The organism is Actinoplanes sp. NPDC049802, from assembly GCF_040656595.1.
Taxonomy (GTDB): domain Bacteria; phylum Actinomycetota; class Actinomycetes; order Mycobacteriales; family Micromonosporaceae; genus Actinoplanes.
In genome coordinates this window covers 37,000-59,173 of sequence record NZ_JBFAMR010000031.1, presented here as the reverse complement: position 1 = coordinate 59,173, position 22,174 = coordinate 37,000, and the positions used below count along the sequence as shown (strand labels likewise).

The window sequence follows — 22,174 nt, the reverse complement described above, 5'->3', positions numbered from 1 at the left end:
TGCGGGCGGCCGCGGCAGCGGGCAGGGTGGAACCCGGACCACCGTTGTCGAGAACCGGGAGCGCACCAGCGCGATGTGAGAGACAGCCCGACCCCCACGCACCCGTCGGCGCACTCTCCCCTGGAGTCGATCTTGCAACCGTCCGCGCATCTCAAAGCCGTCCGGCTGGGCCACGCCCACGACGGTGACCTGCTCTTCTCCGGCCTCGACCTGGTGCTGCGCCCCGGCGACCGGATCGGCGTCGTCGGGCCGAACGGGGCCGGCAAGACCACCCTGTTGCGGGTGCTGGCCGGCGAGCTCACCCCCACCGAAGGGCACCTCAGCCTCGCGGCGGGCACGCGCGTCGCGTACGTCCCGCAGAGGATGCCGGACCCCGGCGGACGTGTCGGCGCCTTCCTCACCGCGGGCCTCGGCGAGCTCGCGCAGGTCACCGCCCAGCTGCGTGAGCTGGAGAAACGGCTGGCCGAAGGCCAGGACGCCCTGCCGGAGTACGCGGCCGCCCAGGAACGCTGGACCGCCCTGGAAGGCTGGCGGGCCGAGAACCGGCTCACCGAGATCCGCCAGCGCCTGGACATCGACCACCTCGACGACGACCTGCCGCTGCGGGCGGTCAGCGGCGGCGAACAGGCCCGGCTCATGCTGGCCCGCGCCCTGCTGGACCGGCCCGGCCTGCTGCTGCTCGACGAGCCGACCAACCACCTCGACGCCGAGGGCGCCGCCTGGCTGCGCCGATGGCTGCGCGACTTCGAGGGCGGGGTGCTGGCGGTCAGCCACGACCGGGCGTTCCTCGACGAGGTGGTCACCCGGATCATCGAGCTCGACGGCATCGACGAGCAGCCACAGGACTATCCGGGCGGCGGCTACACCGCCTACCGCGCCGAGAAACAGCGCCGCTGGGAGAAACTGCTGCTCGACTACGAGGCGCAGGAGAAGGACCGGATCCGGTGGGAAACCGACATCGAGAAGACCAAGGGGTACGCGCGGGGCGTCGAGCTGACCACCCCGGCCAGCGCCGCCGCCCCGCACATCAGGCGGGTCGCCCGGCTGGTCGCCCGCAAGGCCAAGGTCCGGGAGCGCCGCCTGCGCCGGCAGATGGCGTCGGTGAAATGGATCGCGCGGCCGCGTACCCGGCCGCCGCTGACGCTCGCGTTCCCGGGCGACGACGGTGACCCGGGCGAGATCGTCCTCAAGATCCGCGACCTGACCGTCACCCACGGTGACCGGGTGGTGCTGCGCGACGTCGACGCCGACGTCACCCGCGGCGACCGCATCGTGATCACCGGCCGTAACGGGTCGGGCAAGACGACCCTGCTGCGCGCCGTCGCCGACCGCCACCCGGACGTGGCGGTGCTGCCGCAGACCGACGACGGGCTGCGCGGCGCCGGCACGGTCATGGAGTTCTTCCGCGCCCGGGTGCCGGTCTACATCGACGACGCCGAGAAACTGCTCGCCGGGCACCAGTTCGACGCCGGCCAGTGGGACACCCTGATCCGGGACCTGTCGGCGGGGGAGCTGCGCCGGCTGCTGCTGGCCGTGCTGGTCAACAGCCCGTCACGGATCCTGCTGCTCGACGAGCCGACCAACTTCCTCGACTTCGCCGCCCTCGACGTCATCGAGGAGGCCCTACGCCGCTACCGGGGCACGCTGCTGATCGTCAGCCACGACCGGTACTTCGCCGATGCCGTCGGTCACACCCGCCACTGGCATGTCGCGGACGGCCGGGTGATCGAGAACTGAGACGATGAGGGGCATGTCGCTGCAGCCCCACCCGGGCCGGAACCCCGTCATCGGCACGGCCGCGGAGCAGTTCACCGAGGCCTGGCTGACCAACCGGCGGCTGTCGGAACACACCCGGGCGGCGTACCGGCGCGACGTCAACGGCTGGCTCACCTGGTGCGCCGGCCGCGACCTCGACCCGCTGCACGCCTCGTTCCTCGACGTCAACGCCTACGCCCGCGACCTGGAGGCCCGGCCGCTGGCGCCCGCCTCGGTGGCCCGCACCCTGTCCGGCGTGTCCAGCTGGTACGACTTCCTGATCAAACTGCGGGCGGTGCCGGCCAACCCGGTCAGCGGCGCCGACCGCCCGCAGGTCGACCGCGACCACTCGTCCACCGTCGGGCTCACCCCGGCCGAGGTCGACGCCCTGCTCGCCGCCGCCGCCCGGGCCGGCCGCCGCACCCACGCCATGATCACCCTGCTGGCCGATCTCGGGCTGCGCGTCGGCGAACTGGTCGGCCTCGACCTCGCCGACCTGGGACACGAGCGCGGGCACCGTACCGTCCGGTTCACCGGCAAAGGCGGCAAACCGCGCCGCCGGGCCGTGACCCCCGCGGTGTCCGCGGCCCTCGACGACTACCTCAGCGAACGCGGCAGCGAACCCGGGCCGCTGTTCGTCACCGCGACCGGCGCCCGCGTCGACCGGCACGCCGTGTTCCGGCAGGTCCGCCGGCTCGCCGCCGACGCCGGCATCGCGTCGGCCGGCCGGCTGTCCCCGCACTCGCTGCGGCACTCGTTCGCCACCACGGCCCGCGCCGAGGGCGTGCCCCTGGAAGACGTGCAGGACGCCATGGGACACGCCGACCCGCGCACCACCCGCCGCTACGACCGTGACCGTCACAACCTGGATCGTGACCCCGCGTACACGATCGCGGCGGCCCGTGCCCGCCGCAACAGGGGGTGAGCTTGCCCCCTATGCTCTGAACCCGGCTACGGAAAGCGGGCGGGTGTTTTGAGCACGGAAATGAGTCTCGTCGAGGCGATCATCCTCGGCGCGGTCGAGGGCGTCACCGAATTCCTCCCGGTGTCCAGCACCGGTCACCTGACGATCCTGGAGAAACTGTTCGGGCATACCATCGACGACCCGGACATCACCGCCTTCACGGTCATCATCCAGTCGGGCGCCGTGCTGGCCACCATCCTGTTCCTGCGCAAGGACATCGCCCGGGTGGTCCCCGCCTTCTTCAGAGGCCTGTTCAACGCCGGGCACCGGCAGCACTCCGACTTCAAGTTCGGCCTGGCGGTGCTGCTCGGCTCCATCCCCATCGTCATCGCGGCGCTGCTGTTCAAGGACGCCATCGAAGGCACCCTGCGCAGCCTGTGGTTCGTCGCCGGGGCGCTGATCCTGTGGAGCGGGGTGATGGCCTTCGCCGACCACGCCGCCACCCAGGTCCGCCACGAAGAGGACGTCACCTGGAAGGACACGCTGATCATCGGCACCGTGCAGTGCATGGCGCTGATCCCCGGCATCTCCCGCTCCGGCGCCACCATGTCGGCCGGCCTGCTGCGCGACATCGACCGGGTCACCGTCACGAAACTGTCGTTCTTCCTGTCCATCCCGGCGCTGACCGGCGCCTCGCTGCTGCAGGGCATCAGCGAGGCCGACCGGATCGCCAACGGCGTCGGCTGGACCAACACGATCGTCGCCACGGTGGTCAGTTTCGTGGTCGCCTACGCGTCGGTGACCTGGCTGCTCAAGTTCGTGTCCAAACACTCGTACAGCATCTTCATCTTCTACCGGCTGGCGCTCGGCTCGCTGCTGCTGGTGCTGCTGTCCACCGGCACGATCTCAGCCAAGTAGGGCGGCCACCAGCTTCTCACCCTCCGGCCACGGCCCGAACCCGGATCTCGTGTCCAGATGACCGACCGGGCCGGCGTCGACGAGCTCGGCGCCCCACTCGCGGGCCAGCCGCTCACCGTCGGCGAACGTGCAGTGCGGGTCGTCACGCGACACCACGGCGATCGACCGGAACGGCAGCGGCACCCGCGGAATCCCCTCCACCGCCGGCGGCGTCACCAGCAGCGCCCCGGCGACCGGGCCGGTGTGCTCTTGCGCCCAGAACGCCACGGTCAGGCAGCCCGCCGAATGCGCGATCAGGATCGTCGGCTCCCGCGAGCCGGCGATCGCCGTCTGCAGGGCCGCCACCCGGTCCTCGGCCACATAGGGCGGGCCGGGCGGCTCCGGCGCCCACACGTAGTCGCGGTGCGCCCGCGCCCACTGCCGTGACCAGTGATTCGGGAACGGCACCCCACGGCCGGGCACCAGCAGAAATCGCGTCACCCACGAGAGGGTAACGGCTTTCGTCGATGTCTGCCGTTGCTGCGGTGCCGCCGGGCCCGCGTGCCGGGAACACACCCTCACCCCGGCTCGCCGCTGATGCGACGTGCGCCGGGCCGGCCCCTCCTTGCTCTGCCACCAACCCCTTCGATCGTACGGCCGGGGCCGCGACCTCGCCGCCGGGCGAGACCGTCACTCGCTCTCGCCGCGGTACGGCAGCCACACGAATCCGCGCGCGAACGGAGTGAACCCGGGCCCGTCGCCCGGCGCCGGCAGCACCAGCCCCGGCACCGGTGCCCGGGCCCGCAACGACCGCACCGGATCCCAGCCGGCCAGCGCCGCCCGATAGCCGGTCAGGTCGGACAACAGCCGGTACAGGCCGTGCCCCAGGTCGGTGAAGAACCGCGCGGGGCGGACCCCGTCGACGACCGGCACCACCGACAGCAGCAGATCCGCCGTCCCGTCGCGGTCCAGGCGCGGCCAGTGCAGGTCGACCGGGCTGCTGCCGGCCGCCACCACCCGGTCGGCCGCGGCCACCGCCGCCTGCTCAGACCGGAACTCGACCACCAACGCGAACCGGACCGCCATCGCCGCCCCTCCGGGTAGATCCGCCGGTGATCCTGCTCCGGCGTACCGTCGTCCTCACCGACCATGCCCAGTGCTGTCTGTCCGGCCGCGGCACGCGCCGGCGAGGACGGCGACCGGCCCGAACCGTGGCCGGGCGACGCCGTCGGCATCCACCGCGCCGGCCCGGACACCCGGCACACGCCGCCCGCAACGACCACGCCGCCGTCGTGCTGCGCCCGGCACCGCAGGAGCCCCCATTGTCGGCCGACGCCGTCCACATCGTCGAGACCGGCCTGGACGTCCCCACCGGTGTGCTGTCGCTGTACGGCGGCATGCAGGCGCCCGGCCCGGAACACGAGGTTCCGACCGCCCCCGGCCGCTACCGGGCACGGGTGTCCTACGTGCCGGCCAGCCCGCTGCCGCATGCCGACCCGGACGAACCCGGCCCGCACCTGCACCACCGGATCGACCTGTGGCCCAGCCCCGAACCGCGCGGGCCCACCCTGCCGTGCCGCGGCCCGTACGGCTGGGCCGGTTGGTTGTGACCCGGTCGCTACCCTGGCCGTGTGACCGCCGTGAGGAGGGCCGGCCTGCGTATCGGTGTGCCGGAACGGGAGTTGGCGCGGGCCGCGCTGCAGGAGCATCTGGCCGCCGAGCGGATCGACGCCGCCGAGTTCGAGCAGCGCCTGCTGGACTGTCAGAACGCCCGTACCCGGGCGGCGCTGCAGGAGGTGTTCGCCGACCTGCCGGATCCGCGCCCGGAACTGGCCGTCCCGGCCGGTGAGGAGGACGACGACGCCGCCGGGGTGACGACCGCCACGGTGGCGGTGTTCCTGGGCCTTCCGGTGTCGATCGCGATGGGATTCATCTACGGCGCCTGGTGGACGCTGGCGGTGACGGCCGCGGTCGCCGTCGCGATCGTCGCCGTCGGGCAGACGTGGGCCGCGCTGCGCCGGTAAACCTGGTGACGGCAGGCCGCCCGGTCCGACATGATCGACGGCCATGACCGGCTTGTACGTCGCGCTCGGCGACTCGATGTCCATCGATGACTATGCGGGCGGCCCCGGCCGGGGCGCCGCGAGCCTGCTGCACACCAACCGCGACGCCGACTTCGCCGCTTGGGCCGGCCGTGACCTGAACGGCTGGACGCTGCAGCTGCTGGCCCGCGACGGCGCCGTCACCGCCGACGTCCTGCACCGGCAGCTGCCCCGGATCACCGCCACCCCGGACCTGGTGACGATCACGATGGGCGGTAACGACCTGCTCGCCGGCTACGGCGACGACACCGCCGCGGCCGCCACGGTGGCCCGCGTCGCCGCGCAGGGTGAGGGCGTGCTGTCCCGGCTGCCGGACTGCCGGGTCGTGGTCACCACCGTCTACGACCCGAGCGACGGCACCGGTGAGATTCCCGGCTCCGGGCTGCCGCCGTGGCCGCGCGGCCCGCACTGGATCCGGGCGCTCAACACCGAGCTGGCCGCCCTGGCGGCCCGGCACGGGGCGCTGCTCGCCGACGTGCACGCCCGCTTCCACGGCCACGGCGTCACCGCCGGAGACCCGGCCCGGCCGGATCCGCGGCCGGCCGGGCGTGACATGTGGTTCTGCGGGGTGATCGAACCGAACGCGTGGGGCGCCCACCAGATCCGGGCCGCCTGGTGGGACGTGCTCGACCCGCCCGGCTGACCGGGTGTCCGTGGCGGTGAGCCGGGCGGGGCCGCGCCGGTCGGCCGTCCGTGTCGGATGTCCGTTACACCCGATCGATGCCCTGACGCGGCTTCGGTGGGGCCCTAGGGTCGGGCACAGGTTCACGTCGCAGGGGAGGATCCGTGCCTCAGCCACGACCGTTTCTGGCCATCTCGACGGTGCTGGCGATGCTGCCGATCACCGTGTTCCGACCGACCCCTCCCACCGTCACGCCCCCACCGCCGCAGGTCGCGAGCCCCGCCGCCCGGACGGCGGACGCCCGGCACACCACGCCCGCTGGCTGTCCCCGCCCGAACGGCCCGCGGGTGCCGGCGACCGGAACGGCGCTCCGTGCCGCCACCAGCGAGTACCCGGCCGCCGACCATCCGCACGACCTGGTGTTCCCGGCCGCTACGTTGCGGGCGCTGCCGGACATCGTCGGCACCGCCGACGGCGTCGACGCCCGCTACGCGCTGGCCCGGGGAGCGTTCGCGGCCGACGGCGCCGTCGCCCGGGTCACCGTCGAGAATGTCAGCAGCCGGCTGATCAGCGTCGAGGACATCCGCCCGGTCAACATCGTCACCGAATGCGTCCCGCACGCCGCCGTGCTGTCCTACCGCGGCTCCGGCGCCGACCCCGCCCCGATGATGTTCGACCTGGCCGATGCCGAACCCCGCATGTGGGCCATCGACGACACCGGCCGCGCCACCGGCCCCTACTTCGACGAGTTCCCGGCACTGCTGGTCGAGGACGGGGAGAGACAGGACCTCCAGTTCGCCTTCCGTGCCGACGCCGGCGCCTACACCTTCGACCTGCTGCTCACCTACGACATCGGCGGCAAGCGGGAGCGGACCCTGCTGCGCAACGGCCCGGCCGGGTTCCGTGTCACCGCTCGCCCGGACGCCCCGCAGGTGTGACAGCCGGGACCGTCCGGATATCGGCGGGTCCTGTCCGGCCGGCTGCCGGCGCTCTTGCGAGCGTCCCGAGGCAGCACCGGCGGCCGGCTGCCGGGGTTGTCTCGGCGGGTGTGAGACAGCGCCGGCGGCCAGCCGGATTGGATCATGTGCCGTCCGGGGCACCGTCTGACGGCGGGCCTGTTGACCGGCTCTGCGGGCCGGTGAACAGGGCGATGAGCTCGCCGATGCGGTGGTCGGCCTCGGCGGGGTGCCGGAATCGGCCGGCCGGGTTGATGGTGTATTCGTTGCGGCGCCCGACACGTTCGCGGCGCAGGTAGCCGTCGGCTTCGAGGTCGGCGACGATGCCCTGTGCCGCGCGTTCGGTGATGCCGACGGACGCGGCGACGTCACGCAGCCGCGCGGTCGGCTCGCGGGCGATGGCCAGCAGCACGTGGGCGTGGTTGGTCAGGAACGTCCACCCGCGCGGCGCGGGCGCCATGCTCGTTCGGTCTGCCAGGGACATCGGCGGTTCCCGTTCGTGGGCTCGATGTGACGCCCCAATATACGGTCTCGCACACGCGAGAACAGCTTCGTGTTTCTCCGGCCGCATCCTTGACACGCGAACTGTGCTTCGCGAATACTGGGGCGTAGTTCGAGGGGGAGTACCCGAAGATCCACGCGCCGCCGTCAGTACGAAACCGGCCCATCCGGATTCCGGCGCCGCAGCCACCCGCCGCGGTGGCCCGGGGAGACCTTCGTCCAGCGACGCCGAACGCCGCTCCGCACCCCCGGAGAGCTTCGGCCGGGACGAAAGGTCTGCTCCCTGACATGTCCGTGTCCTGGTGGATCTGGGCCCTACTCATGCTCGCCATCGCGGCGATGCTGGCCGTCGACCTGTTCCTGCACCGCGACAACCACGTCATCGGCTTCCGCGAGGCCGCCGTCTGGTCCGGCGTCTGGATCGCCGCCGGCCTGCTGTTCGGCGTCATCCTGTGGGCCTGGCAGGGCAGCGAGGTCGCCGGCACCTACTACGCCGGCTACCTGATCGAGAAGGCCCTGTCGATCGACAACGTCTTCGTCTTCGCGATGATCTTCACCTACTTCGCCGTCCCGGCCGCCTACCAGCACAAGGTGCTGTTCTGGGGTGTCATCGGCGCCCTGGCGTTCCGGCTGGTGTTCATCTTCGTCGGCGCGGAACTGCTCGAGACGTTCTTCTGGACCGCGTACGTGTTCGGCGCGTTCCTGGTCTACACCGGGTACAAGATGGCCTTCGGGCACGACGCGCAGAGCCCGCCCGACCGCAACCCCGTCGTCCGCCTGATCCGCAGGATCGTCCCGACCGACCCGGCCTACCACGGCGACCGGTTCTTCACCCGGATCGGCGGCAAACGCGTCGCCACCCTGCTGTTCGTGGTCCTGATCGCGGTCGAGGCCACCGACCTCATCTTCGCCGTCGACTCGGTCGCGGCGATCCTGGCCATCACCACCAGCACGTTCATCGTGTGGACCGCGAACGCCTTCGCCATCCTCGGCCTGCGCAGCCTGTACTTCTGCCTCGCCGGGCTGCTGCGCCGCTTCGTGCACCTGCACTACGGCCTCGCGGTGCTGCTCGCCTTCGCCGGGGTCAAACTGATCCTCTCGGAGACCCCGGTCGGCAAGCTGCCCATCCCGGTCACCCTCGCCGTCATCGTCGTGACGATCACCGTGTCCATCGTGTGGAGCCTGCGCAGCACCCGCGGCGCCGGCCCGGCCGCCGGCGGCGCACCGGAGGTCACCGGCTCATCGGTGGACGCGGCACGCTGACCCGCCCCCGGGCGCCTCGCGGTAGCCCGCGGAGCGCTTCAGCCCGGCGGGCGCGCTGCGGCCGTGACGGCGCAGCAAGCCCGCGGGGCGCTTCCGGGGACGGGGCACGCCGGCTCGGGCGGTCCGCCGCGTACCCCTCAGGTGTGGTCTTGCAACGCGGCCTTGACCAGCGATAAGGCCGTGTCCGCCGGGATGCCGAGGGCGCGGGTGCGGGCGGCGTAGGCCGCGGCCGCCCGCTGGGCCTCGACGGACGTCGCGGTGGCCTGGGCGGTGATCACCGTGCCGAGCCGGCCTCGCGTCTCGACGAGGCCGGCCTGCTCGAGCTCGCGGTAGGCGCGGGCCACCGTGTTGACCGCCAGCCCCAGCTCGACCGCCAGCCGGCGCACCGGGGGCAGGCGGGTTCCGGCGGGCAGTACGCCGTCGGCGGCCTGCGCGGCGATCTGGAGCCGGACCTGCTCGTAGGGTGGCGCCGGCGACGCCGGGTCGATCGTGATCCTCATCAGATCAGCCTGGGCGGGGTGTTGCCGGCCGCGACGATGGCGCGCCGGATCGGCACGAACGCCAGCAGCAGGCCACCGACCAGGAAGAACACCACCAGGGAGACGATGCCGGTGCGGTAGCTGTTGGTGACCTGGAAGATCAGGCCGAAGAACAGCGGGCCGAGCCAGCTGGTGCCCTTGTCGCTGATCTCGTAGAAGCCGAAGTACTCGCCCTCCTTGCCGGCCGGGATCAGCTGGGAGAACAGGCTGCGCGACAGGGCCTGACTGCCGCCCATGACCAGGCCGATGCCCGCGCCGAGCAGCATGAACGGCAGCGGCTCGCCCTCGGGCAGCCAGTACGCGGCGATCACCACGCCCAGCCACAGGGCCAGGGCGATCAGGATCGTCTTGCGGGCGCCGATGCGGGCCGCCAGCGCGCCGAGCAGCAGGGCGCCGCCGAACGCCAGGAACTGCACGATCAGGATGGTGAGGATCATCGTGGACTGGTCCAGGTGCAGTTCCTCACTGCCGAACTGGCTGGCCAGCGAGATGACCGTCTGGATGCCGTCGTTGTAGATCAGGTAGGCGCCCAGGAAGAACAGCGTCAGCGGGTAGGCACGCATGCCCTTGAGGGTGTGGCCGAGCTGCTTGAACCCGTCGGTGAGCACGTTGCCGCGGGGCTCGCCGACGACCGCGGCGGCACCCGGGTGCTCGCGCAGCCACAGCAGCGGCACGATCGTGAACGCCGCCCACCAGACGCCGGCCGACACGATCGACCAGCGGGCCAGGTCGAGGGTGCGCTGCGGGTTGCCGTCCTCCGACAGCGACATCACCGCGATCAGGTTGAGCAGCAGCAGCACGCCACCGCCCAGATAGCCGATGGCCCAGCCGCGGCTGGAGATCCGGTCCCGGTCGTCCGGGCCGGCCAGCAGCGGCAGGAACGAGTGGTAGACGACGATCGCCGCGCCGAACGCGATGTTGGCGACGATGAACAGCACGCCGCCGAGCAGATAGCGGTCCCCGGTCACGAAGGCCATCGCCACGGTGGCGGCCGCGCCGGTGAACGCGGCGCCGGCCAGCAGCGGCTTCTTGCGCGGGGCCCGGTCGGCGACGGCGCCCATGACCGGCAGGATGAACACGGTCAGCAGCACCGACAGCGACACCAGGTAGGGGAAGTAGGAACCGGTCGCGACCGGGATGCCCAGCGGGTACACCTTCGCCGTGCAGTCGTCGGCGTCGATGGCGCAGCCGGCCGCCTGTTCGGTGACGCTGGTCAGGAACGGCCCGAGGAACACGGTGATGACGGTGGTGGAGAACGCCGAGTTCGCCCAGTCGTAGATGTACCAGCCGGTGCGTTCCCGTTTCGGGGCGAGAGTGGTGGTGCTGTTGCCGTCGACGGCCATCTAAGTCCGCTCCTGAAAGTGGTCGGTGCGCGGACATGATGCCACCCCGGCGCGATCAGCGGGAGATGGTGATCACTGTTCACCCTGGGTCCACCACTGGGCCAGCGCCGCGGTGGCCGGGTCCTCCGACGACGCCAGGAACGTCCACGGGTCGGCGCCCGGCGGGATCTCCACCCCGGCGTAGGCGGCGAGTTCCTCGGCGGTGACCGGCTCGACCGGCGGCGTGAACCCGGCCGGATCCGCCGCGCCCAGCGTGGCGGTGTCCACCCAGGGGAAACCGTCGACCGGCTCGGGCAGCTCGCCGATGTCCAGCGTGGGCGGGAAGACGGTGTCGTCGACCGTGGCGGCGATCTCCGACATGTCCGGGATGTCGATCTCCGGCAGGTCGGGCAGCTCCGGGAGATCCTCCGGGACGTCCCACTCGATCTGATGGTCCTGGACCAGCGAGTCGGGCTCCGGCACGTCGTCCGGGATCAGGTCCTCGAAATCGTCGTCGAAATCCCAGTGGTCGGTCACAGTGAACCCTCCTCGTCGATGGGGGCGGGGGTCAGGGAACGGGCCCGCAGCAGCGCCTCGTCGGCCTGCCGCAGCCGGGCCGCGGCGGCGTCGCGGTCGGCGGTGGCCGCGGCCCGCCGTCGGGCACGTCCGGCGGCGTCCTCGGCGGCCGCCGCGTCGATCTCGGCGATCAGCGCGTCCAGCTCCCGCAGCCGCCGTTCGATCGCCTCGTCGAGGGCGACCGCCAGCGCGTACTGCAGGTCGGTGAACCGGCCGCTGATCTCGTCGGTGAGCGCCGCCCGGGCCTCGGCCAGCACGTCACGCAGCCAGGTGTGGGCGTGCCGGCGGTCGGTGTGCACCCGCCGCCGGTAGATCACGTACCCGCCGGCGGCCAGGCCCAGCCCGATCCCGGCGACCGGCATCAGCAGCCCGCCGGACACCCCGAGCGCGGCCGCCCCCAGCGCCGCGCCCCGGCCGGCGATCAGCGCCACCCCGCCCGCGGACAGCGCGATCAGCAGGTTCTCGCCGGACCCGTCGCGCGGCGGGCCGGCGCTGAGGTGATGCCGCAGCGTGGCGCTGACCCGGGCCGGGTCGAACGCGTCGGCCAGCACCTTCTCGGCGACCTCCCGGTAGGTGTCCTCCAGCCGGGCCGACAGTTGCGCCGCCACCGCCTGCAACGCGGTGTCCAGGTCGTCGGGCAGCGCGGCCAGCGTCTCCCCGCGGGCGGTGTCGATGCGCCGGGCGTAGTCGTGCTGCACCTCGGTGAGCCGGGTCCGCAGATGCCCGACCACCGCCACCCGGGCGTGCTGGACCTCCGCGTTCAGTTTCAGCGTCCACTGCCGTGACTCGGTGCGTTTGCGGGCCGCCAGCGCGGCGCGTTCCGCGCGGGTGGCGGCCTGCCCGGCCGCGTCCGCCGACGCCGCCCGCACCCGCTCGTCGGCGACGTCACGCAGCCGGGCCAGATCCCGGTGGGCGGCGCGCAGCACGTTGGCCAGCCGCAACTGGTGCCCGCGGCCGGCCAGTTCGACGAGCGCGTGCTGCAACGCCGGCACCCGGGACTCGGCGGCCAGCGCGTCGCGGGTGCCGCCGTCGGCGGCCAGCGCCAGCTCGGCCATCCGCGCCGACACCGGGAACCACGCCGCACCCGCGAACCGGGGCGCGTGCGCCTGCAACAGCGACCGGTTGTCCTCGGCGATGCCACGCCACTGCGGATACGCGTCGATCTTGGTGAGGGCGAAGACGACCGCGTCGACGCGTTCCGCGGCGGCGGCCAGGAAGTCCAGCTCCGGCCGCGACAGCGGGGCCGACGCGTCGGCCACGAACAGCAGCGCGGTGCCCCGGCGCACCGCGTCCAGGGCGATGGTGGCGTGCACCGGGTCGAGACCGCCCGCGCCCGGGGTGTCCAGCAGCGTCAGGTACTCCAGCATCGGCGCCGGGTGGGTGACCTCGATGCGGCGGGCCCGCTGCCGGCCACGCGCCCACTCGTCCAGCGAGTCGATCTCGATCTCGTCGCCGCCGGGCAGCCACGCCCGCGCCGAGAACTCGGCGCCCGGCACGAAACTCAGATAGGCGGCGGTGGTGACCGCCGCGTCGACCGGCGACAGGCCCGGCACCCCGAGCAGCGCGTTCACCAGCGAACTCTTGCCACGTTTGGTCTCACCGACGACCACCACGCCCGGCCGGGTGAGATGGGCGCGGCGCAGCTCGGCCAGGTCGGCGGCCGCGTCCGGGTCGGCGGTGCGCAGATACGACATCGTGTCGCGGACCGCGGTGTCCAGCAGGGTGGTCAGGTCGCGCACCGGCGCACCTCCTGGGCGAGCAACTGGAAACCGCGGTGGGCGACCTGCGCGATGCGGGCCTGCGCCGGGCCGGCGCCGTCGACCGCGTACGCCCGCCACCGTCCCGCCGCCGCCACCGCCGCCGCGGCCAGCTCCCCGCCGTCGGCCTCGGGCAGCCGCAGGATCCAGCGCGCGTCGTCGGAGGTGGCCAGCCGGATCAGCTCCTGCTCCCAGTCGCCGGGCAACGGCACCGCGCCGGTGGCGGCCCGCTGCGCGGCGTCGAGCAGCCGCAGCCGGTGGTAGGCCGGATCCCGCAGCGCCCGCTCCAGCGCGTCACGGACGGTCTGCTGGTCGCGGCCCTGCACGCCGTGCCGCGACAGCCGTTCCAGGCGGGTCAGCGCCCACCCGGCCTTGATCGCGTCGGACCGCCAGCGGAACGTCTGGTCGACCGTCGCCGACAGCCGGGCCAGCCCGGACGCCGCCGACAGCCGGCGCACCAGCTCCCCGGTGCTCAGCCGTGGGTCGGCGGCCAGCTGGGCGCAGGCGAAGCCGATGCCGTACAGGTCGAGCCGGGTCAGCAGCCGCTCCCGCTGGTCACGGCCGATCGGGGCGGGCCGGGACCGGAACAGGTCGGCCGACAGCAGCAGCAGGCTCAGCTCGGCGCCCGGCAGCGCCGCCAGCTTCGCGAGGGCGTCGCGGTCGCCGCCGGTCAGCCGGCCCGCCTCGGCGGTCTCGGCCAGCAGCCCGGCGACCGGGACGACGTCCCCGACGGTCCGCGCGAGCAGCCCGGCCTGCCGGCGGGCCAGCGGCCCGGCCACCGGCCACGGATCCTCCGGGCCGCCGACCAGCGTGTCGACCTTCGCCAGCACGCCGATCGCGTTGATCGGGCTGGTCGCCAGCCGCGCCGACGCGGTGTGGAAAGCCTCCAGAGCGCGTACGTCGTCCGCGCGCACCGCCTGGGTGAACACGTACACGACCGCCTCCGCGGCGGCGACCTCCCCGGCCGAGTCGTCGTCGATGCCGACCGCGGCCTCCGCCCGGGCGCTGCCGGCGGTGTCGGTCGACGACAGGCCCGGCGTGTCCACGACGGTCAGCTCCCGCAGCCGGTCGGTGGTCAGCGCCACGTCCACGTACGCGATCCGCGACGCGGGCGTCCCGAGCCGGGCCGGGACCATGCCGTCCTCGTCCAGCGGCAGGCTGCGCCGCTCGCCGTCACGGGTGACCACGTCGATGCGGTCGGCCGGGCCGTACCGGAACCGGGTGACCACGCGGGTGCACTCGCCGGCCGCGGTGGGGGCGACGCGACGGCCGATCAGCGCGTTGACTAGTGTCGACTTTCCGGCTTTCAAGCGACCAGCGACCGCCACCCGTAACGGATCGTGAAGGCGGTTGCTGATCTGCCGAACCTGTTGACCAGCATCGGAGGAGACTCTCGTGGCGATCTCGTTACAGAGCGTCGCGATGCCGGTGGTGAGTGGCCCGGTCACTTCGACTCGTCAGCGCAGCACACCGTCGGCGACAATGTGCGTATCGCGGATGTCGTCGGCACGAAAGGACCCTTCGATAGCGGGAACAGCGATGGTCTACACCGTGCAGCCTACGGACGACGGCGCCGCGGCCGGGATCCCGTGTTCGTGCCAGTGAAGGGGGAGCGCAGGTGACGGACGAGCCAGAGGTGGCCGCCCGGACAGCACTGCGCCACGGACCCGCCCTCGTCGTACTCTCCGGGCCGCCCGGCTGCGGCCGCACCACCCTGCTGCGCCGCGTCGCCGCGTCCGTGCCCGGCCCCGCCCACCTCGGCGGCGGCCTCGCCATGCTCGCCGGCGTCCCCGCTCTCGCCCTGTCCCGGGCCGTGCGCGCCCGCCTGCCCGGCGACGACATCCCCCTGCTCGCCGAAGCCGTCCGCTCCCGCGTGCGCACCGGGCTGCTCGTGCTCGACGACCTGCAGCACGCCGACCCGGCCACCCTCGCCGCGCTGCCGCACCTGGCCCGCCACTGCCGCATGCTGGTCGCGTTACGCACCCCGCACCGGCTGCCCGACGCCGCCCACGCCGCGCTGCGCGACGCCGCCACCACTTGGATCCCGGTGCCGCCACTGTCCGCCGGCGCCGCGCACACGCTGGCCCGGCAGACCGCCGGCGGGCTCAGCGACCAGGCCGTCACCGCCGTCGTCACCCGGGCCGGCGGCAACCCCCTGGCGATCATCGCGCTGGCCCGGCAGGCCGCCGCCGGCCGCGCCCCCATCGGCGAGGACATCGACCAGGTCGCGTACGCGATAGCCGCCGCGCTGGCCGACCTCCCCCGCCCGGCGCGAACCGCCCTGGCAGCACTCGGGCTGCTCGGCCGGCCCGCCGCGCCCGCACTGCTGGGCACCGGCGCCGCGGACCTGCTCGCCGCCGGGCTCGTCACCGCCGAACCCGGCGGGTCGCTGCTGCCGGTGTCCGCCTACGTCGCCGAGACCGCCGCCGGACTGCTCGACGCCCCGGCACGAGCCGAGATGCATGCCCGGCTGGCCGAGCTGACACCGCCGGCGGAGGCGGCCCGGCACCTTGCGGCCGCCGGGGACCCCGCCGGCGCGTACCGGAAGGCGCTGGGCGCGGCGGACCGGCTGGCCGGCGCCGAACGGGCCTCGCTGCTGTTGTTCGCCTGCGGGCTGCCGACGGCCGTGGACCCCCGGGTGCGGCTGGCGGCCGCGGACGCGGCCCTGGCCACCGGCCGCGCCGCCGACGCCGCCGAGGTGCTGGGGCCGCTGGTGCCGGCGGTGCCGCTGCCACCCGCCGCCGGCAACCCCGGCGACGATCTCGCTTTCGGCTCCGGCGCCGGGCCGCGGCCCGGCACCCCGGCCGACCCGCTCTGTCTGGAGGCCGCCGTCCTGCGCGGCGAAGCACTCCTGCAAGCCGGCGAACCGGTCACCGCCCGCGACACCGTGCGCCCCGTCCCGGACACCGCCGCCGCCCCGGTCGTCGCCGCCCGCGACCGCGTCATGCTGCTGTCCGTGCTGGCCACCGAACCGATGACCGCCCTCGAACTCGCCGACAAGATCGCCGTCCGGCATCCGCAGCCACCACCCGGCATCCGGGCCGCGCTCGCCGCCGTCCACGCCACCCACCGCCGGCCCGGCTGGGACACCGCGCTGGCCGCGGTCGTCGACGCCGGCGGCGACCCGCTCATCACCCGCTGGTCGGCGTGGCTGCTCGTCGAACACCTCGCCGCCGACGGCCGCCTCGTCGACGCCGCCTCCGCCGCCCTGCGCGCCGCCGACACCGCCGGCGCCGGCCTCGCCTACGGCTGGCAGACCCGGTTCCTGGCCGCCGCCGACTGGGCGCTGGCCCTGCACGGCCCCGACTTCCCGCCCGCGCTCGGCTGGGACGGCACCGAGGGCGTGCTGCGCCGGGCCGCCAACCTCACCGACCGGGCCCTGCCCGAACAGGCCCGGGCGTACGCCACCGCCGCCACCGCCCTCATCGAAGCCGACACCGGCCTGCTCGCCGCCGCCCGCGCCCGCCTCGACACCGCCGGCGCGCACCCGGCCGCCGCCTGGGTGGCCCGCGAGGCCGCCTGGCTGGACGGCCAGCCCGACCGGGCCGCCCGCACCCCCACCACGACCGGCACCGGCCTGCTCGCCGGACTGCACGCGATCACCGCCCGGTGGGCCGCCTACGACCTGGGCACCCCACCGGCCGCCGCCATCCCCGTCGACCTGCCCGCACCGGCCCGCCGCACCCTCACCGCCTGGGCCGTCGGCTCCGGCCTCGACGACGCCGCCGACAGCTGGCAGCCGGTCGCCCTGCGCGAACAGGTCCGCTGCCTGATCGCCGCCGGCCTCACCAGCGCCGACCGCGACCGCGCCGTCGCCGCCCTGCTGCGCGCCGAACACCTCGCCGACGCCGCCGGGCTCACCGTCCTGGCCGGCCGGGCCCGCCGCGGCCTGCGCCGCCACCAGATCCACCGCGACACCCGCAGCCCCCGCTCCGAAGGCCGGCTCACCCAACGGGAACTCGACGTGCTGCGCCTGGTCGCGGCCGGCGAACCGACCCGCCGCATCGCCGGGCAACTCGGCATCTCCGCCGAGACCGTGGACACCCACATCCGCGCGAGCATGCGCAAACTCGGTGCGCGGACCCGTACCGAAGCCGCCGCCTTGGCCTTCGCCACCAAACCCTTCGAAACCAGCGAGGATGGCCGGTGATAAGACAGCCCGACGACGCTCCCCGCCATGTAGTTGCCACCACCGCCGAAGCCGACACCGTTCTGCGGCGCCTCAGCCGCGACGGCTGGACCCCCCGCGCCGGGTTCGCCCTGCCCGACCCGGCCTGGGACGTCGGCGCCGCCCACCTGGTCCTGCACGGCCGGATCGCCGACGACGACCTGGAAACCGCCAAACTCGCCGTCCTCGCGGCCGCCCGCGGCGCCGCCGTCGTCGCCGTCTGCGACAGCGAATCCCCCGCCGGCCGCGCCCTCGTCGACGACCTGTCCCGGCTCGGCCCGGTGCACCGCGGCATCGACGGCACCGACGTCCTGTCCAACCTGATCCCCGAACAGCGCGCCCTGCTCGACCGGCTCGCCGCCGGCGACACCATCGCCGCCGCCGCGGCCGCCGAATTCCTCTCCCTGCGCACCGCCAACCGCCGCATCGCCGAAGCCCGCGCCCTGTTCGGCGTCCGCACCACCCGCGAGGCCGTCCTGGCCTACCTGCGTCAGCGGCAGCGCGCCCCCGAATAAAACCCGTTCACCGGTACGCCTACGTGCGCCGCCGTTTCCGGAAGAACGTGCGGATGTCGCCGGTCAGCAGCTCCGGCTCCTCCATGGCCAGGAAGTGGCCGCCCTTGCCGATTTCGGTCCAGTGCACCACGTGATGATCGCGTTCGGCCCACCGCCGGATCGTGTTGTCGTGAGCGGACACCAGAATCCCGGTCGGCACGGTCCCGCGCTGCCCACCGGCCGGGACGGTCGCGGAGAACTCCTCGTAGTAGATCTGGGCCGCGGACGCCGCGGTGCCGGTCAACCAGTAGATCGACACGTCGGCGAGGATCCGGTCGCGGTCGATGCTGTCCTCCGGCAGCCCCTGTTCCGGGTCGGTGAGCTCCTTGAACTTCTCCACGATCCAGGCGAGCTGGCCGGCCGGGGAGTCGGTCAGGGCGTACCCGACGGTCTGCGGGCGTTTGGCGTTGCACTGCAGATAGCCGTCGTTGAAGTCCTGCATGCGCTGCCAGCGAAGCTGCTCGGTCTCGCTGAGCCCGTCCAGCTCCCCGTCGGCCCCGGCCGGAACGGTGACCAGCGCGGTCACGTGAACGCCGGTCACCCGCTCCGGGTCCTGCCTGCCCACCTTCGGGGCGATCCAGGCGCCCCAGTCGTAGCCGTGTACGCCGTACCGGTCGTACCCGAGCCGGCCCATCAGCGTCGCGAGGATCCCGGCGATCCGGTCCGCGTTCATCCCCGGCCCGGCCAGCGGGGTGGAGAACCCGAAACCCGGCAGCGACGGGATCACCAGATGGAACGCGTCGGCCGGGTCGCCGCCGTGGCCGCGGGGATCCGACAGCGGCCCGATGACGTCCAGATAGTCCACCACCGAACCGGGCCAGCCGTGCAACAGCAGCAGCGGCGTGGCGTCCGGTTCGGGCGAGACCACGTGCAGCAGGTGCAGGTTCTGCCCGTCGACGGTGGTCAGATACTGCGGGTACCGGTTGAGGGCCGCCTCCTGGGCCCGCCAGTCGAACCCGGTACGCCAGTGGTCGGCGAGTTCCCGCAGATAGCCGACGGGAACGCCGCGGCTCCAGCCGACCCCGGGCAGTTCGTCCGGCCACCGGGTGCCGGCCAGCCGGGTGTTCAGGTCGTCGAGCTGCGACTGCGGGACGTCGATACGGAACGGGCGCAGGCCCGCACGGCTGTTGGTCATGCGGGCGACGCTATGGCTCGATCAGGACAGGTCCCGTCCTAGTTGCTCAGCTCACCTGCGCGGCGATGACACGGGCACAGTCGAGCGCTTCAGGCTGATCACGTCCCGGTGGGCAACCACGAAAGCCGGCGTAGAACGCCCGTTCGCCGGCCCGGGCCTCCATGCCGGGGCGCCGAGAACGACGCCGCCCCGGCATGGCTCACGTCCCTGGCGTGCCGCGTCTTGCCGGTCACGGTTCGATGGGCCGGATCCGGGTGTTCTGGAACGACGTGTAGAGCCACTCGCCGTGCCGCTTGACCGCCACGTTCGTGTTGATCGACAGTGCTTCGGCGGTGCAGGCGGTCTCGCCCGGCCACAGCACGCACCCGGTCCGCACGATGACGGCCACGTCCGGCTCGACGAACCGGACCCGCTCGTCCTGCTGCAGCAGCCGGGTGCCTTTCAGATACGTGGTGAAGTAGTGCTGCATGCCGGATGCGATCTCGGCCCGGCCGGTGAGGTGGTCGCCGCTGAACGTGACCACGTCACCGTCGGTGGTGTAGACGGCCGCATAGGCGGCGCCGTCGCCCGCGGCCCACGCCCGGTCCTGGCGGTCACGCAGCTCGCGGAGGGCGGCCGGATCGTCGCGGGCCGGGGGTGAGGCGGACGCCGGCACCGCCGCCGGAACCAGCGCGGCGGCGAGCACGGCGGATGCGGCGAGAAGGTTCCTGTATCGACTCATGCCGCTAACCGTAGGAACCCGGACCGCTCCCGCAGAACGCCCCACGGAGGGATCTCGCCCTACCCCCGCAGGGGTACGGGCGTCCACCCGCAGGTGACCACAAAGCTGACCCTGCTGGCTGTTCCAGGAAGGGCGCGCCCGTAGGTCCTTCTCGCCGATCTTCCTCAGAAGACGGACGCGACCCAGGACCCGCCGCTGAGCAGACCGCCCCTACCGGCGAAGACCGCGTCACAGCGCAGGTCGACGGCACGGGATCCGGAAGATGACGGGCCGGATGCCGGATGGTGCCGGGTTGCCCGGTGGACCCGGGGCCGGCGTCCCGAGTGATGTGTGCTTCGAGAACGTGACACCCGTTGCGGGTGTGGCGACGCCCGTTGCGGGTGTCATGTTTCCGCGACGCATATGGCCGTGATCGGTGTCCCCGTCTCCCTGGGATCGGGGAGTGGGTTCGTTCCTGAGCGGGCCACGAACCCGTGATCGTCGCGGTGGCTCCGCGGCTCGGCTGGTCAGTGCCGCAAAGGTGGCGCTCATGGACGGCATCGGGGAGCCTCCGGCGGTCGCCGAGGAGTCTTCGCGGCCGGGCCGGCCGCGGCAACGCCGAGATCCCGAGCGCACGGTGTTCGGCCGGCAGCGGTCGTCGCCGGTCACGTCGTGGCTGTAACCGCGCAGTCACATGCCGTCGACGGTAACCAATCCTCGATCTGTCTGACCGGCCCGGAACCGCGATCTAGCATCTGCTGGTGGAGGTCGAGCAGATCGAGCGGGTCCGCGACTTCAACCGCTACTACACCCAGCGCCTCGGCGTGTTCACCGACCGGCGTCTGGGTCAGGAGCAGGCCCGGCTGCTGTCCGAGATCGGCGGCTACAGCACTGTCGGCGGCCTGTGCGCCCGTCTCGGTCTCGACCGGGCCTTCGTGGTGCGGCAACTGGAGGCGCTGGCCGTACAGAATCTGGTGTTGTTGCACGACGACCACGCCGAACTGACCGCGGCCGGGTGCCGGGAGCGCGCCGAGCTGCAGCGGCACACCGACGCCGGGATCGCCGCCCTGCTGGGGGAGCTGACCGCCGGGCAGCGGCGCCGGCTGCTGGCGGCGCAGGACGAGATCCGGGCGGTGCTGCGGGCGGCCGCCGTCGTGGTCGAGGCGGTGCCGCCCGGCTCGCCGGCCGCCCGGCAGTGCCTGTCGCGGTACGCCGCCGAGCTGGACGCCACCTTCCCGGAGGGGTTCGACGCGGCCGTCCTGACCCGGCCGGAGGAGGTCACCGGCACGCAACTGCTCGCGCTGGAGGACGGCCGGCCGGTCGGCTGCGGCCTGTGGATCCGGCTGGGCCCGGGGATCGCCGAGATCCGCCACCTGTGGGTGGCCCCGGAGGCGCGTGGCCTCGGCCTGGGCCGCAAGCTGCTGGCCCGGCTGGAGTGCGACGCGGTCACCCACGGCATCGACACGGTCCGGCTGGGCACCCATCCGCTGCTGACCGGGGCGCTGGCCCTGTACCGGTCGGCCGGGTACGACGACATCGGCGGCTACAGCGACAACGCCTACAACCAGCTGGCTTTCGAGAAGGTGCTGGTCACGGCCGTGGCCGTACCCGGGTCATGTCGTGCGGGCGCGACGTGTCGACCACCTTCGGCGTCCGCATCTCGTCGCGGCGCAGTGGGGTCAGGGTCTCGTCGACAGCCTCCATGATCAGGCGGGTGGCGTGCAGGGCCTGCGCCCCGGGGGTGCCGATCTCGGCGGGCGCCAGGTCGACCGGCCGGTCACCGAAGCGCACCCGCACCACGGGCCGCCGCAAAAGTGCCTTGATCAGGGCCCGGCCGAGCCGTTTCGGCGCCTCGTAGGGGATCACGGCGTGGGTGCCCCACTGGGCGACCGGCAGCACCGGCGCGCCGGACATGGCGGCCATCCGGGCGGCGCCGGTCTTGCCGCGTTCCGGCCACATCCACGGGTCCAGGCCGATGCGCCCTTCCGGATAGACCACGACCACCGAGTTCTCGGCCAGGGCCTTGGCCGCGGCCGGCAGCGCGTCGGCGACGTGCGCGCTGTTGCGGTCGACGCGGATGTGCCCGCAGTGCCGCATGACCGATCCGACCAGCGGGGCCCGGAAGACACCACCGGTGGCCATGAACCGTGGCACGATCCCGGCTTTGTGGCAGGCCGCCATCAGCACCACCGGATCGAACGGGCTGACGTGGTTGGTCGCGACGATGACCGGCCCGCCTGCCAACTGCTCCGGCATGCTGCCCGACACCCGCAGTCTGGCCAGCGGGAACACCACGATCCGCGACAGCGCGAGCAGCAGCCGCCACAGCCGCGGCACTCGCCAAACAGGTGACGTCTTCATGAGGCGGAAATGATTGCACGCCCGGGAGATCGTCCTCTATCCGGCGGTGAGGTGAGCCACCA

Annotated in this window: 22 protein-coding genes; 11 read left to right on the top strand and 11 right to left on the bottom strand. The window is 73.4% G+C overall.

Features of this window, described 5'->3' with window-relative positions; all coding sequences use genetic code 11:
- Positions 1–132 precede the first annotated feature (132 nt).
- From AB0I88_RS22130 to AB0I88_RS22120, 3 genes are read left to right on the top strand one after another with little or no spacing between them, the layout of a single operon-like run.
- Positions 133–1,737, top strand: coding sequence for an ABC-F family ATP-binding cassette domain-containing protein (locus AB0I88_RS22130; RefSeq protein WP_361027440.1), 1,605 nt, complete (start codon positions 133–135; stop codon positions 1,735–1,737).
- A gap of 13 nt (positions 1,738–1,750) precedes the next feature.
- Positions 1,751–2,680, top strand: a complete 930-nt coding sequence (locus AB0I88_RS22125; RefSeq protein WP_361027438.1) for a tyrosine-type recombinase/integrase — start codon at positions 1,751–1,753, stop codon at positions 2,678–2,680.
- 60 nt (positions 2,681–2,740) lie between these two features.
- A complete protein-coding gene (locus AB0I88_RS22120; RefSeq protein ID WP_361027435.1) occupies positions 2,741–3,577 on the top strand; it encodes an undecaprenyl-diphosphate phosphatase in 837 nt (278 codons plus the stop codon).
- On the opposite strand, the gene AB0I88_RS22115 is transcribed toward AB0I88_RS22120, so the two are convergent.
- Both AB0I88_RS22115 and AB0I88_RS22110 read right to left on the bottom strand, forming a co-directional pair.
- Positions 3,566–4,057: an alpha/beta fold hydrolase gene (locus tag AB0I88_RS22115; RefSeq protein ID WP_361027432.1), complete on the bottom strand. Its 492-nt coding sequence runs from the start codon at positions 4,055–4,057 to the stop codon at positions 3,566–3,568. The two genes, AB0I88_RS22120 and AB0I88_RS22115, sit on opposite strands and share 12 nt — an antisense overlap.
- Positions 4,058–4,246: 189 nt before the next feature.
- Entirely contained in the window at positions 4,247–4,642 is a 396-nt protein-coding gene (locus AB0I88_RS22110; RefSeq protein ID WP_361027429.1) for a hypothetical protein, read from the bottom strand.
- Positions 4,643–4,878: 236 nt separating this feature from the next.
- On the opposite strand from AB0I88_RS22110, the gene AB0I88_RS22105 reads away from it, so the two are divergent.
- From AB0I88_RS22105 to AB0I88_RS22090, 4 genes are all read left to right on the top strand, one after another.
- Positions 4,879–5,166: a hypothetical protein gene (locus AB0I88_RS22105; protein WP_361027426.1), complete on the top strand. Its 288-nt coding sequence runs from the start codon at positions 4,879–4,881 to the stop codon at positions 5,164–5,166.
- Positions 5,167–5,187: 21 nt separating this feature from the next.
- Entirely contained in the window at positions 5,188–5,580 is a 393-nt protein-coding gene (locus tag AB0I88_RS22100) for a DUF1707 domain-containing protein (RefSeq protein ID WP_361027423.1), read from the top strand.
- Between the two features lie 43 nt (positions 5,581–5,623).
- Positions 5,624–6,301, top strand: coding sequence for a GDSL-type esterase/lipase family protein (locus tag AB0I88_RS22095; protein ID WP_361027420.1), 678 nt, complete (start codon positions 5,624–5,626; stop codon positions 6,299–6,301).
- A gap of 143 nt (positions 6,302–6,444) precedes the next feature.
- Entirely contained in the window at positions 6,445–7,218 is a 774-nt protein-coding gene (locus AB0I88_RS22090; protein WP_361027417.1) for a hypothetical protein, read from the top strand.
- Between the two features lie 142 nt (positions 7,219–7,360).
- Here the strand turns inward: AB0I88_RS22090 and AB0I88_RS22085 are convergent, their stop codons facing one another.
- Entirely contained in the window at positions 7,361–7,720 is a 360-nt protein-coding gene (locus AB0I88_RS22085) for a MarR family winged helix-turn-helix transcriptional regulator (RefSeq protein WP_361027414.1), read from the bottom strand.
- 305 nt (positions 7,721–8,025) lie between these two features.
- Between AB0I88_RS22085 and AB0I88_RS22080 the strand changes: the two genes are divergently transcribed.
- Positions 8,026–9,000, top strand: coding sequence for a TerC family protein (locus tag AB0I88_RS22080; RefSeq protein ID WP_361027411.1), 975 nt, complete (start codon positions 8,026–8,028; stop codon positions 8,998–9,000).
- Positions 9,001–9,137: 137 nt separating this feature from the next.
- On the opposite strand, the gene AB0I88_RS22075 is transcribed toward AB0I88_RS22080, so the two are convergent.
- From AB0I88_RS22075 to AB0I88_RS22055, 5 genes are all read right to left on the bottom strand, one after another.
- A complete protein-coding gene (locus AB0I88_RS22075) occupies positions 9,138–9,500 on the bottom strand; it encodes a GntR family transcriptional regulator (RefSeq protein ID WP_361027408.1) in 363 nt (120 codons plus the stop codon).
- Complete coding sequence (locus tag AB0I88_RS22070) at positions 9,500–10,882, bottom strand: MFS transporter (RefSeq protein ID WP_361027405.1); 1,383 nt, start codon at positions 10,880–10,882, stop codon at positions 9,500–9,502. Before AB0I88_RS22070 ends, AB0I88_RS22075 begins: the two co-directional genes overlap by 1 nt.
- Before the next feature lie 72 nt (positions 10,883–10,954).
- A complete protein-coding gene (locus AB0I88_RS22065) occupies positions 10,955–11,398 on the bottom strand; it encodes a hypothetical protein (protein ID WP_361027402.1) in 444 nt (147 codons plus the stop codon).
- Positions 11,395–13,176: a dynamin family protein gene (locus AB0I88_RS22060; protein WP_361027399.1), complete on the bottom strand. Its 1,782-nt coding sequence runs from the start codon at positions 13,174–13,176 to the stop codon at positions 11,395–11,397. Before AB0I88_RS22060 ends, AB0I88_RS22065 begins: the two co-directional genes overlap by 4 nt.
- Positions 13,164–14,642 (bottom strand): dynamin family protein, encoded by a 1,479-nt coding sequence (locus AB0I88_RS22055; protein ID WP_361027396.1) that lies wholly within the window; start codon positions 14,640–14,642, stop codon positions 13,164–13,166. The genes AB0I88_RS22060 and AB0I88_RS22055 overlap by 13 nt, the downstream gene beginning before the upstream one ends.
- Before the next feature lie 170 nt (positions 14,643–14,812).
- Here AB0I88_RS22055 and AB0I88_RS22050 point away from each other — a divergent pair, with 170 nt between their 5' ends.
- Both AB0I88_RS22050 and AB0I88_RS22045 read left to right on the top strand, forming a co-directional pair.
- Positions 14,813–17,344: a LuxR C-terminal-related transcriptional regulator gene (locus AB0I88_RS22050; RefSeq protein ID WP_361027393.1), complete on the top strand. Its 2,532-nt coding sequence runs from the start codon at positions 14,813–14,815 to the stop codon at positions 17,342–17,344.
- Complete coding sequence (locus AB0I88_RS22045; RefSeq protein WP_361027390.1) at positions 17,341–17,877, top strand: LuxR family transcriptional regulator; 537 nt, start codon at positions 17,341–17,343, stop codon at positions 17,875–17,877. Before AB0I88_RS22050 ends, AB0I88_RS22045 begins: the two co-directional genes overlap by 4 nt.
- Positions 17,878–17,896: 19 nt before the next feature.
- Here the strand turns inward: AB0I88_RS22045 and AB0I88_RS22040 are convergent, their stop codons facing one another.
- Both AB0I88_RS22040 and AB0I88_RS22035 read right to left on the bottom strand, forming a co-directional pair.
- Positions 17,897–19,051, bottom strand: a complete 1,155-nt coding sequence (locus AB0I88_RS22040) for an epoxide hydrolase family protein (protein WP_361027387.1) — start codon at positions 19,049–19,051, stop codon at positions 17,897–17,899.
- Between the two features lie 229 nt (positions 19,052–19,280).
- A complete protein-coding gene (locus AB0I88_RS22035) occupies positions 19,281–19,772 on the bottom strand; it encodes an SgcJ/EcaC family oxidoreductase (RefSeq protein ID WP_361027384.1) in 492 nt (163 codons plus the stop codon).
- A 740-nt stretch (positions 19,773–20,512) separates the two neighbouring features.
- On the opposite strand from AB0I88_RS22035, the gene AB0I88_RS22030 reads away from it, so the two are divergent.
- Positions 20,513–21,457 (top strand): helix-turn-helix domain-containing GNAT family N-acetyltransferase, encoded by a 945-nt coding sequence (locus AB0I88_RS22030; protein ID WP_361027381.1) that lies wholly within the window; start codon positions 20,513–20,515, stop codon positions 21,455–21,457.
- Here AB0I88_RS22030 and AB0I88_RS22025 read toward each other — a convergent pair.
- Positions 21,342–22,112: a lysophospholipid acyltransferase family protein gene (locus AB0I88_RS22025; RefSeq protein WP_361027378.1), complete on the bottom strand. Its 771-nt coding sequence runs from the start codon at positions 22,110–22,112 to the stop codon at positions 21,342–21,344. The genes AB0I88_RS22030 and AB0I88_RS22025 overlap by 116 nt on opposite strands.
- Positions 22,113–22,174 lie beyond the last annotated feature (62 nt).

Excerpts from the sequence above, each read along its gene's own strand:
- AB0I88_RS22125 (WP_361027438.1), top strand. The coding sequence starts at position 1,751 with ATGTCGCTGCAGCCCCACCCGGGCCGGAACCCCGTCATCGGCACGGCC.
- AB0I88_RS22025 (WP_361027378.1), bottom strand. The coding sequence starts at position 22,112 with ATGAAGACGTCACCTGTTTGGCGAGTGCCGCGGCTGTGGCGGCTGCTG.
- AB0I88_RS22070 (WP_361027405.1), bottom strand. The coding sequence starts at position 10,882 with ATGGCCGTCGACGGCAACAGCACCACCACTCTCGCCCCGAAACGGGAA.
- AB0I88_RS22110 (WP_361027429.1), bottom strand. The coding sequence starts at position 4,642 with ATGGCGGTCCGGTTCGCGTTGGTGGTCGAGTTCCGGTCTGAGCAGGCG.
- AB0I88_RS22035 (WP_361027384.1), bottom strand. The coding sequence starts at position 19,772 with ATGAGTCGATACAGGAACCTTCTCGCCGCATCCGCCGTGCTCGCCGCC.
- AB0I88_RS22040 (WP_361027387.1), bottom strand. The coding sequence starts at position 19,051 with ATGACCAACAGCCGTGCGGGCCTGCGCCCGTTCCGTATCGACGTCCCG.
- AB0I88_RS22120 (WP_361027435.1), top strand. The coding sequence starts at position 2,741 with ATGAGTCTCGTCGAGGCGATCATCCTCGGCGCGGTCGAGGGCGTCACC.
- AB0I88_RS22080 (WP_361027411.1), top strand. The coding sequence starts at position 8,026 with ATGTCCGTGTCCTGGTGGATCTGGGCCCTACTCATGCTCGCCATCGCG.
- AB0I88_RS22085 (WP_361027414.1), bottom strand. The coding sequence starts at position 7,720 with ATGTCCCTGGCAGACCGAACGAGCATGGCGCCCGCGCCGCGCGGGTGG.
- AB0I88_RS22095 (WP_361027420.1), top strand. The coding sequence starts at position 5,624 with ATGACCGGCTTGTACGTCGCGCTCGGCGACTCGATGTCCATCGATGAC.
- AB0I88_RS22075 (WP_361027408.1), bottom strand. The coding sequence starts at position 9,500 with ATGAGGATCACGATCGACCCGGCGTCGCCGGCGCCACCCTACGAGCAG.